Annotated in this window: 8 protein-coding genes and 2 pseudogenes; 6 read left to right on the plus strand and 4 right to left on the minus strand. The window is 74.7% G+C overall.

Features of this window, described 5'->3' with window-relative positions; all coding sequences use genetic code 11:
• Nucleotides 1-195 (minus strand): annotated as a pseudogene (locus JJV70_RS22130) (hypothetical protein); the annotation flags it as partial.
• 76 nt (nucleotides 196-271) lie between these two features.
• Here JJV70_RS22130 and JJV70_RS22135 point away from each other — a divergent pair.
• The 6 genes from JJV70_RS22135 (at nucleotide 272) to JJV70_RS22160 (ending at nucleotide 6,954) form a co-directional block, all read left to right on the plus strand.
• Nucleotides 272-1,288, plus strand: a complete 1,017-nt coding sequence (locus JJV70_RS22135) for an ABC transporter ATP-binding protein (RefSeq protein ID WP_219049813.1) — start codon at nucleotides 272-274, stop codon at nucleotides 1,286-1,288.
• The gene (locus JJV70_RS22140; protein ID WP_219049814.1) at nucleotides 1,285-2,937 is read left to right on the plus strand and encodes an ABC transporter permease; all 1,653 of its coding nucleotides are present in this window, start codon (nucleotides 1,285-1,287) and stop codon (nucleotides 2,935-2,937) included. The genes JJV70_RS22135 and JJV70_RS22140 overlap by 4 nt, the downstream gene beginning before the upstream one ends.
• Nucleotides 2,938-3,260: 323 nt before the next feature.
• Nucleotides 3,261-3,827: a hypothetical protein gene (locus tag JJV70_RS22145; protein ID WP_219049815.1), complete on the plus strand. Its 567-nt coding sequence runs from the start codon at nucleotides 3,261-3,263 to the stop codon at nucleotides 3,825-3,827.
• A gap of 26 nt (nucleotides 3,828-3,853) precedes the next feature.
• Nucleotides 3,854-4,525, plus strand: a complete 672-nt coding sequence (locus JJV70_RS22150; protein ID WP_219049816.1) for a class F sortase — start codon at nucleotides 3,854-3,856, stop codon at nucleotides 4,523-4,525.
• A gap of 363 nt (nucleotides 4,526-4,888) precedes the next feature.
• The gene (locus JJV70_RS22155) at nucleotides 4,889-6,259 is read left to right on the plus strand and encodes an aspartate aminotransferase family protein (RefSeq protein WP_219049817.1); all 1,371 of its coding nucleotides are present in this window, start codon (nucleotides 4,889-4,891) and stop codon (nucleotides 6,257-6,259) included.
• Nucleotides 6,260-6,264: 5 nt separating this feature from the next.
• Nucleotides 6,265-6,954, plus strand: a complete 690-nt coding sequence (locus JJV70_RS22160) for a GntR family transcriptional regulator (protein ID WP_219049818.1) — start codon at nucleotides 6,265-6,267, stop codon at nucleotides 6,952-6,954.
• Nucleotides 6,955-7,113: 159 nt separating this feature from the next.
• Here the strand turns inward: JJV70_RS22160 and JJV70_RS22165 are convergent, their stop codons facing one another.
• The 3 genes and pseudogenes from JJV70_RS22165 to JJV70_RS22175 form a co-directional block, all read right to left on the minus strand.
• Entirely contained in the window at nucleotides 7,114-8,052 is a 939-nt protein-coding gene (locus tag JJV70_RS22165) for a phosphoribosylaminoimidazolesuccinocarboxamide synthase (protein ID WP_219049819.1), read from the minus strand.
• A gap of 271 nt (nucleotides 8,053-8,323) precedes the next feature.
• Entirely contained in the window at nucleotides 8,324-9,811 is a 1,488-nt protein-coding gene (locus JJV70_RS22170; protein WP_219049820.1) for a N,N-dimethylformamidase beta subunit family domain-containing protein, read from the minus strand.
• A gap of 346 nt (nucleotides 9,812-10,157) precedes the next feature.
• A pseudogene (locus tag JJV70_RS22175) lies at nucleotides 10,158-10,360 on the minus strand (hypothetical protein); the annotation flags it as partial.

Genomic DNA, 10,360 nt, shown 5'->3' on the forward strand with positions numbered 1-10,360 from the left:
GCCCGCGGGCGGCGCGGACGCCGGGGCCGGGGCCGGGGCCGGGGTCGCGGCGCGGGCCGGGAACGGCGTCGCGCGCAGGGCCGCTGAACCAGCGCCGGTGCGGGCCAGGGCGCGGGCGGTCACGGTGTCGGGACCGGAGTTCCACACCCGCACGTGGACGGTCTCGCCCTCAGCGCTCCGGCTGACGCTGCCCACGGGCTGATGCCGCCGACGGTCGCCCGCTGTGGCGGAACCGTCGCGGGAGGCGAGCGGACAGGCGTAGCTTCGCCTCATGGCAACGTCACGCACCACCGCGATCTCCGTCGCGGAGCTGGTCAAAACCTTCGGCCGCACCCGGGCGCTCGACGGCCTCGACCTGAGCGTCGGGGAAGGCGAGGTGCACGGCTTCCTCGGGCCCAACGGCGCCGGGAAGTCCACCACCTTGCGCGTCCTGCTCGGCCTGTTGCGGGCCGACTCCGGCACCGTGCGCATGCTCGGCCGCGATCCCTGGCACGACGCCGTCGCCCTCCACCGCCGCCTGGCCTACGTCCCCGGTGACGTCGAGCTGTGGCCGAACCTCACCGGCGGCGAGGCCATCGACCTGCTGGCCACTCTGCGCGGCGGGCTGGACCGGCGGCGCCGCGAGGAGCTGACTGAGCGCTTCGACCTCGACCCGGGGAAAAAGGGCCGCAGCTACTCCAAGGGAAACCGGCAGAAGGTGGCCATCGTCGCCGCCCTCGCCTCCGACGCCGAACTGCTTCTGCTGGACGAACCCACCGCGGGTCTCGACCCGCTGATGGAGGTCGTCTTCCAGGACGTCATCGGCGAGGCGAAAGCCGCCGGGCGCACGGTGCTGCTCTCCAGCCACATCCTGGCCCAGGTGGAGAAGCTGTGCGACCGGGTCAGCATCGTGCGGCAGGGCCACGTCGTGCAGGCGGGGACGCTGGACGACCTGCGCCACCTCACCCGCACCACCGTCGAGGCCGTCACCGAGCGGCCCGTGGCCGGGCTCGGCGCGCTGGAGGGCGTGCACAGCCTGGAGACCGACGGCACCCGGCTGCGCTGCGCGGTGGACGGTGCCGAACTCGACGCCGTCGTCGCCCGCGTCAGCGCGGCCGGGGTGCGCAGCCTCACCTGCCACCCGCCCACGCTGGAGGAGCTGATGTTGCGGCACTACGGCGACGCCCACGGCGCGGCCCCCGACGGCGGCACGGACGGCACCGGCAGCGGCAACGGCATGGACGGCACCGACGGCGGCACGGACGGCACCGGCCCCGACGGTGGCCCGAGTGCGGAGGCCGCGCGATGAGCACCCGCGCCCCCGCCGCCCCTGCCACCTCCGCCGCACCGTACGGCGGCACCACGCTCGCCGGTACCGCCACCCTGCTGCGCTTCGCGCTGCGCCGGGACCGGGTGCGACTGCCGGTGTGGGTCGCCGCGCTCACCGCCGGGACCGCCCTCACCGCCCTCAGCTTCCGCGACCTCTACCCCGACGCCGCCGCCCGCCGCACTGCCGCCGCGTCCGTCTCCAGCCCCGCCGGGCTCGCCCTCTCCGGCCCCGAGCGCTACCTCGCCGACTACACCTACGGCGCCATGCTCGGCCATCAGATGCTGAGCTTCACCGCCGTCCTCCTCGCGCTGTTCACCGTGCTCACCGTCACCCGGCACAGCCGCGCCGAGGAGGAGTCCGGACGTGCCGAGCTGGTGCGCTCGGCCGCCGTCGGGCGGTACGCCCCGCTGGCGGTCGCTCTCGGGGTCGCGCTGATCGCCTGCCTCGCGGTGGGCGCCGCACTCACCCTCGCGCTCGGTGCCCAGGGCGTGCCCGACGTCGGCTGGGGCGGCTCGCTCCTCTACGGCGCCGCGCACGCCGCCACGGGGCTGGTCTTCGCCGCCGTCGCCGCGCTGACCGGGCAGCTCACCGCGCACGCCCGGGGCGCGTCCGGAATGGCGTTCGCCGTGCTGGGGCTCGCCTACCTGCTGCGCGCCGCCGGTGACATGGGGAGTGGCGCCCTGTCCTGGCTCTCGCCCATCGGCTGGGCCCAGCGCACCTACGTCTACCTCGACGACCGCTGGTGGCCGCTGCTGCTGTCCGCCGCCGCCACGGCCGTCCTGCTGGCCGGGGCGGTGACGCTCAGCAACCGCCGCGACCTGGGCGCCGGGCTGCGTCCGGCCCGGGGCGGCCCGCCCCGGGCGTCCGCCGCGCTGACCCACCCGCTGGGGCTGGCCTGGCGGCTGCACCGGGGGCTACTGCTCGGCTTCGCCGTCGCGCTGCTCGTGTTCGGTGCCTCCTACGGCGGGGTGCTGGCTGACGCCGAGGAGATGGTGCGGGACGTCGAGGTGCTCCAGGACGCGCTGGCCCGGCTGGGCGGGGTCAGCGTCACCGAGTCCTTCGCCGCCATGGTGCTCGTCGTCATGGTCGTCGTCGCGGCCGTCTACGTCGTCATCGCCGCGCTGCGGCCCCGGGCCGAGGAGAGCGGGCGGCGGGCCGAACCGCTGCTGGCCACCGCGCTGTCCCGCACCCGCTGGCTGGGCGGACACCTGGCCGTCGCGCTGGCCGGGGGCACGCTGCTGCTGCTCCTCGCCGGGCTCGCCTTCGGCCTGGTCGGCGCGGCCGTCACCGGCGACGGCGGTCTGGTGCCCGAGCTGACCGGTGCCGCGCTGGCCTACGCCCCCGCGCTGTGGGTCACCGCGGGCGTCGCCTGCCTGCTGTACGGCTGGCTGCCGCGCGCGGTCACGCTGACGTGGGTGGTGCCGCTGCTGGGCTTCGTCGTCAGCTACCTTGGCCCGTTGCTCCAGCTGCCCGACTGGCTGACGTACGTCTCCCCCTTCAGCCACGTCCCGCACCTCCCGGCCGAACCGCTGACGTGGACACCGCTGGTGGTGCTGACGCTGCTCGCCGGGGCCCTGCTCGCGCTCGGGCTCGCGGGCTTCCGCCGCCGCGATCTGGAGACGGCTTGACGCGGGGCGCGCCTGGCCCGGCCCGGCGGTCCTGCCCGGCGCGGGCAGCCCTGCTCGACGGGGGCCGGGCTGAGCTTGACGGGCTGCTAGCTGACGCCCCGCCACCCTCCGCTGGCTACCAGCTGACGGCTTGCCACCGCCGCCCGCACGGGTGCCCGCCGTGCGGGGCACCGCCGGGCACGGTTGGCGCAACGGGGCACCCAGCGGGCGGAACCCGGGGTGCGGCGCGCCCGGGGCGCTGTTCGCATGGTCACGAAGGCGCGCGGAACCGGCGTGGGACAAGCCCCCGCACGCGTGCCTGCTGACCGGAGGTCACACTCCTCATGCTGAAGATGCGCTCTCTCGCCACCGCGGCGGCGTCCACCGCGCTCGTGCTCGGTATGGCCGCCCCCGCGTTCGCCGGTGGCGACACCGGCCACGGCGGTCTGACCCTCTACCCGTCGTCCGGCGGCCCCGGCACCCACGTCGAGGTCAAGGCCAACTGCAAGGACGGCGGTCACGGCACCGTCGCCTCGGACGCGTTCTCGCGCAGCCGCGCCCACCACCCCCGGCACCACGACCACGACAACAACCACCACGACGGGGACCGCCGTCACCACCGCAAGGACACCTTCGCCTCGGCCATGGTCATGAGCGAGGGCCTGACGGTGGGCAAGAAGTACCAGGTGACCGGCTACTGCAAGAACCACCAGCCGCTCACCGGCACGTTCACCTTCACCGGCGGTGTCGGCGGCGCCGCCAACGCGGGCCTGGGCGGCCTCGCCACGGGCACCGAGTCCGGGCTGTCGAGCACCACCACCGCGGCGGGCGTCGCCGGTGGCCTGGCCGTCGCCGGTACCGCCGGGTACTTCCTCGTCTGGCGCCGCCGGACGGCCGGGAACCAGGCGTGAGCCGCCCCCGGATATCCCGGATACCGATGACGACTCGTCAGCAGCGGATCGCGGCGGGCGGTCGCCGTCTGGAGACGGTGGCCGCCGTCGTGACCGTCCTCGTCGCCGGAGCGCTGTGCGCGGCGGCCGGGCCGGACGGGCCGGGGGAGGAGCGGCGTGCGCGCGTGGGCCTCACCACCCTCGCCGACGGCGTTTCGCGTCCCCAGGCTGTGGATACCGAACGCCCGGCCGCCGAATCCGTCGCCCTGCCCCGCTCGGTCCCCACCCGCGTGCGCATCCCGCAGCTGAAGGCGGACATCGAGGTCTTCCCCGCGCCCGCGGAGAAGGACGGCACCCCGCCGGTACCCGACGAGGGCGACGCCGACCGGGTGGCCTGGTACGAACACGGTGCCTCCCCCGGCGAACCGGGGCCCGCCCTGCTCGTCGGCCACCTGGACACCGAGAAGGGACCGGCCGCGTTCGCGGGCATCGCCTCGCTCAAACCCGGCGCGGAGGTCCGCGTCGCGCGCGCGGACGGTTCCACGGTGGTGTTCGCGATCGACTCCGTCGAGCAGTACGCCAAAGACAGGTTCCCCAATGACCGCGTCTACGGCCCCACCCAGCGGCCGCAGCTCCGCCTCATCACCTGCGGCGGGAGCTGGACGAAGGAGGAAGGCTATGACGCGAATATCGTCGCCTTCGCCAGCCTCACCCGCTGAGGCCCGCCCGGCCTCAGCCCCCACCAGACGTTGCCGCCACCCCCTCCCCACGGTGGCGGCAACGCCGCGTCCACGGCCCGCGCCCGGCGATCCGCCAGCCGCCCGCGTGCGGCGTCCCGGATGCCGTGCGGTGCGGGGTGGCGGCCGCCCGGGGCGCCGGAGCGGGACGCCGCCCGGGGAGCGGGTGGGGCGCCCGGGAGCCCGGGCACCGTGCGGACGCGGGTCCACTCCCCGGCGAGCGTGCGGAACCGGCCGCTCAGCGCGAACGCGGAGAGCGCCCGGACGTGACTCCAGGGGGTGCGGGGGAGGGCAGGTATTACCCTTCGGGGAAACTCCGAACGGCGAGCGTGAGGTACGCACAGCATGAGCAACAGGCCCGCTGACAAGGCGAGCGTCCAGGCCGCCGACCGGGCGCACGTCTTCCACTCCTGGTCCGCGCAGGCCGCCCTCGACCCGCTGCCCGTGCACCGCGCCGCCGGTTCCTACTTCTGGGATTACGACGGCAAGCGCTACCTCGACTTCGCCTCCCAACTCGTCAACGCCAACATCGGCCACCAGCACCCCAAGGTCGTCGCCGCGATCCAGGAGCAGGCCGCCCGCCTGTGCACCGTCGCGCCCGGCTTCGCCGTGGACGTCCGCTCCGAGGCCGCCCGGCTCGTCGCCCAGCGCACCCCCGGCGACCTGGACAAGGTGTTCTTCACCGGTGGTGGCGCCGAAGCCGTGGAGAACGCCGTCCGCATGGCCCGGCTGCACACCGGGCGGCCCAAGCTGCTCAGCGCCTACCGCTCCTACCACGGCGCCACGTCCACCGCGATCAACCTCACCGGCGACCCGCGCCGCTGGGCCAGCGACACCGCCACCGCGGGCGTCGTCCACTTCTGGGGCCCCTACCTCTACCGCTCCGCGTTCCACGCGACCAGCGAGGCGCAGGAGTGCGAGCGCGCGCTGGCCCACCTGGAGGAGACGATCGTCTTCGAGGGCGCGCACACCGTGGCCGCCGTCATCCTGGAGACCATTCCCGGCGGCGCCGGTATCCTCACCCCGCCGCCCGGCTACCTCCCCGGCGTCCGCGAGATCTGCGACCGCTACGGGATCGTGTTCATCCTGGATGAGGTCATGGCCGGATTCGGCCGCGCGGGGCGCTGGCTGGCGCTGGACCACTACCTCGACCAGGGGGCCGCCCCCGACCTGGTCACCTTTGCCAAGGGCGTCAACTCCGGGTACGTGCCGCTCGGCGGCGTCGCCATCTCCGCGAAGATCGCCGCCGACTTCGACGAGCGCCCCTACCCCGGCGGCCTCACCTACTCCGGGCACCCGCTGGCGTGCGCCGCCGCCGTCGCCGCGATGGAAACCATGGCCGAGGAGGGCATCGTCGAGCACGCCGCGCACCTGGGCGAGCACGTGCTCGGGCCCGGGCTGCGCGAACTGGCGCGGCGGCACCCGTCGGTCGGGGAGGTGCGCGGCACCGGCGTCTTCTGGGCCGTCGAGCTGGTCAGCGACCCCGACCGCCGCACCCCGCTCGTCCCCTACCAGGCCACCGGGGAAGCGAACCGCCCCATGACCGAGCTGGCCGCCGCCTGCAAGCAGCGCGGCCTGTGGCCCCTGATCGCGGGCAACCGCGTCCACGTCGTCCCGCCCTGCACGCTCAGCGAGGCCGAGGCGAAGGAGGGCCTGGCCGTGCTGGACGAGGCGCTGGCCACCGCCGACGCGCACGCCGAGCGGCTGAGGGGCTGACGCCGGTGCCGCCCAGCCGCATCACCCGCAGCACCCTGCGCGAACAGCTCGCCGAGGCGCTGCGTGATGAGGTGCTGGCCGGACGGCTCCCGGCGGGCCACCCCTTCACCGTCAAGGAGATAGCCGACCAGTACGGAGTCTCCGCCACGCCGGTCCGCGAGGCCCTGGTGGACCTGTGCGCGCAGGGCCTCCTGGACGCCGACCACCACCGGGGCTACCGCGTGCACGCGTTCACCCTGCACGACTTCCGCACCATGCTGGACGCTCGCACGCTGGTCATCGAGGGCATCTTCCGTACCGGGGCCTACGCCGCGCTCACCGCCGACCACACCGGCTCCGGGCGCGGTGCCGCCCTCGCCTCCCTCCAGCGGCGCGCCGAAGCCGCCCGCCGCGCCGCCCGCGCCGGGGACCTCGACGTCCTCATCGCCTACGACCTGCGGTTCTGGCGCGAGCTGGGGGAGTTCGCCGGTAACCCGTACGTCAGTGACTTCCTGGAGCGGCTGCGCGTCCACAGCTGGGTGTTCGTCGTACCGCACCTGCGCGCGCGGCGCGACCTGCGCGGACGGCTGTGGTGCGGCCACCTCGACCTCGTCACCGCCCTCGAACGGGGGGACGCGGACGAGGTGGAGCGCATCGTCGGCGCCTACAACGACCACGCCCGCGCCCTGGTCGGCGAGCTGACGCGCGCTCCCTGACGCCACGGCGAGCTGACACGCCCTGGTGCCGTGTCAGTCAGGGTTTGCCCGTCAAGGAGCGGCGTCCGGCGCGGTGCATCGCAAGGCGCCGNCGATTCGGCAACGCCGCGAGGCGCCGTGCCGGGCGGCGCGACGGGGCGAACCTTGGCTGACACGGCACTAGCTCCAGGGCAGGCCGGTGAGGCGTTCGTAGGCGTCCACGTACTTCTGCCGGGTGCGGGCCACGACCTCCTCGGGCAGCGCGGGCGGCGGCTGCTCGCCGTGGCGGTCCCAGCCGGACTCCGGGCTGGTCAGCCAGTCGCGGACGAACTGCTTGTCGTAGGACGGCTGGGGGCGGCCCGGCTCCCACTGGTCGGCGGGCCAGAACCGGGACGAGTCCGGGGTCAGCACCTCGTCCGCGAGCACCAGGGTGCCGCCGTCCCCATCCCCGTCCCCGGCGTCCCCGGTACCGCCGGCCGGGTGACCGAACTCGAACTTGGTGTCCGCCAGGATGATGCCGCGCTCCCGGGCGATGTCCCGCGCCCGGGCGTACACCGCGAGCGTCAGCTGACGCAGCCGGGTGGCCGTCTCCGCGCCCAGCTGGCGGGCGACCTCCTCGTAGGAGACGTTCTCGTCGTGCTCGCCCACCACGGCCTTGGTCGCCGGGGTGAAGATCGGCGCGGGCAGCTCCGAGCCGTCCGCAAGCCCCTCCGGCAGCGCCAGCCCGCACACCGTGCGCGTCTGCTGGTACTCCACCAGGCCGGAACCGGTGAGGTAGCCGCGCGCCACGCACTCCACCGGCAGCATGTCCAGCGAGCGGCACACCATCACCCGTCCCGCCCAGTCGGCGGGCGCGCCCTCGGGCACGTCGGTGGACAGCACGTGGTGGGGCGCCAGGTCCGCCAGCTGCTCGAACCACCACATCGACAGCTGGGTCAGGACGCGGCCCTTGTCCGGGATCTCGGTCGGCAGCACCCAGTCGTAGGCGGAGATGCGGTCACTGGCCACCATCACCAGGTCACCGGCGCCGTCGCGGTACAGCTCACGCACCTTCCCGGTGTGCAGATGCTCCAGCCCCGGCACGCGCGCGGGCTCGGGCTTCTCAACGAATCCGGACACCGATCCTCCATGGAGAGTGCGACAATCCCCCGATTCTCCCGCACGCCGCACCCCTCAGCGCGCCGGGCACCCAGTACCGCGTCAGCCAGGGTTCGCCCCGTCGCGAGTCCCCCAGCCTGGCGGCTGGGCGGTGCCCCCAGGCACGGCGCCTCGCGGCGTTGCCGAATCGACCGAGTAGGCCCACTCCGCCGACGAGGCTGGCGAACCGGCGCCTTGCGACGCACCGCACCCAAGGCCGCTCCTTGACGGGCAAACCCTGGCTGACGTGGCACTAGTCCACCTTGCAGATCCGGTCCAGCAGGTTCGCGGTGGCGCGCTGGACGCGGGAATCGACGTGGCCGGGGCGGTCCAGCGCGGGCGTCCACGCGAACGTGCCGGAGGCGAAGACGAGCGCCCCGCTCGCCGCGCGGTACAGCGACGTCTCCTGGTGGCGCCGCACGCCGCGCTGGTCGAGGTAGGGCGAGTGCGCCAGCAGGATGCGCTCGCTGTGCTGCGGCAGCGGCACGCGCGGGAAGTAGCGGTCGGCCTCACCAGCGACGAGACCGGGCAGCTCGTCACCCTCGTGTGCCCCGGTCGCCTCCCACAGCCAGTGGTCGGCGTTGCGCACGATCAGCGGTGCTGGCTCGCGCACCTGTCCGGCGTACTGGACGCCCAGCAGCGTCTGTTCCGGCTCGCCGTGCTCACGCCACAGCGCGGGGCGGCCGGGGCCCTGCCGCTTGCGGCAGCTCAGCAGGCGGTCCGCCTCACCGGAGGGGGACGGCCCGAGCTCCACCCGCCAGTACAGGGTGTTGGCCGACAGGAAGACGAGCGCCGTGCCCAGGTCCCGGGCCCGCTCGACGGCCCGGCGCATCGGCACCGTCCAGTACTCGTCGTGCCCGGCGAAGACGACGCCCCGGTAGCGCGCCGGGTCCACCCGCCCGGCGTGCAGGTCGCGCGCGTCGGCGTAGGCGAGGTCGTAGCCGTAGCGCTCGGCCCAGCGGATGAAGTCGTAGGAGTGGCCGACGTGCAGCGGCAGCCCGGCACCGGCGTAGGGCCTGTCAAAGCTGACGGTGACAGCGGCCTGCTCCTCGCCCAGCAGCCGTCCGTCGGTGTCCCACGCGTGGTAGAGGCTGGCACCGGTGCGCCCGTCCTCCGGGAACAGGTTGTACGCCTGCCAGGTGAGGTCGGGGAGGACGAGCAGCAGGTCGGCGGCACGGGTGTCGCGGACGGTGAACGGGATGTGCGAGCGGTGCCCGTCGGCGGTGGTGAGGACGGCCACGTGCGCACCGCTCGCCCAGTGGGCCGGGACAGGCAGCCGCCACGACTGCCACCAGTGGTGGCACGAGACGGTGCGCTCGGCGGCCAGCGGCGCCAGCTGCACGATGCCCGACAGCCGCGTGCTCGTGGTGATCTTCGTGGCGCCCACCCCGTCGCAGTGCCCGATGCGGTACACATCGACGCCGAAGGACTGCGGCGGGTTCACGGTGACGCGGAAGTCGATGGACTCGCCCGGGGCCACCGACCCCGTCGAGGCGAACCCCTTGATCTGGCACCGCACGTCGTCCGCTGACCGGGTGCCGCGCCCGCTGCCGCGCGGCGCGGGCAGGATGCGCCCGTCGGCGGCGAGGGTGGTGCTGTCTACGTACCAGGGCACGACGCGACCACTGTCGAAGTAGTGCTCGTTATCGCGCAGCCAGGGCAGCGGGCCCTGGCCGAAGGGGTCCGTCACCGCGTGGGCGAGCGCCCCGGACTCCCAGCGCCGGATCGGCTCAGTGGCCACCGCTTTCCCCTCCCTGCGTCGCCGCGTGCTCCGCGCCCTTCCCTCCGCGTCGCGTGATGCCGTGGTTGCGCGGAGTACAGCACATCACATGACGCAGCGCCACCGTCACGGTTCGTCGTGAATCGGTGGCCGGATTCTGACGTTCGGGCGCCGCAGCGCCTGGCCTGCCCGGGCCGGGAGGTGGGCTGCCGGGTTCCCGGAGGGCGGGGGCGCCCCACCAGGCGGGTGGGCGAAGGCCGACAGACCAGGGCGACCGCGCCGGTGCCAAGGGCGCCGGGGACCGCCGCCCGCCCCGGAGTGCGCCGCCCCGCCCCGGGGGCCGGGCGGCGCACTCCGGGGCGGGGCGTCAGACGAGTCGCAGCGGCTTGTCGTCGCGTACGCCCACCGCCGCCAGCCAGGCGCGCAGCGGTTCCGCGTCCCCGTCCTCCGCCAGCGCGAGCACCGGCGCGCTCAGGTCCGCGCGGCGCACCCCGCCGACGAGCAGCCCCGGACCGTCCAGCCAGTCCAGACCCGGCTCGCCCTGGCCGGTGTCCACCGTGGCGCAGCACA

It is taken from the genome of Streptomyces sp. JJ66 (assembly GCF_019303495.1).
Classification (GTDB): Bacteria; Actinomycetota; Actinomycetes; order Streptomycetales; family Streptomycetaceae; genus Streptomyces.

What these genes read in the sequence shown, in the direction of transcription:
- JJV70_RS22150 (WP_219049816.1), top strand. Translation starts at nt 3,854, where the DNA reads ATGACGACTCGTCAGCAGCGGATCGCGGCGGGCGGTCGCCGTCTGGAG.
- JJV70_RS22155 (WP_219049817.1), top strand. Translation starts at nt 4,889, where the DNA reads ATGAGCAACAGGCCCGCTGACAAGGCGAGCGTCCAGGCCGCCGACCGG.
- JJV70_RS22145 (WP_219049815.1), top strand. Translation starts at nt 3,261, where the DNA reads ATGCTGAAGATGCGCTCTCTCGCCACCGCGGCGGCGTCCACCGCGCTC.
- JJV70_RS22140 (WP_219049814.1), top strand. Translation starts at nt 1,285, where the DNA reads ATGAGCACCCGCGCCCCCGCCGCCCCTGCCACCTCCGCCGCACCGTAC.
- JJV70_RS22135 (WP_219049813.1), top strand. Translation starts at nt 272, where the DNA reads ATGGCAACGTCACGCACCACCGCGATCTCCGTCGCGGAGCTGGTCAAA.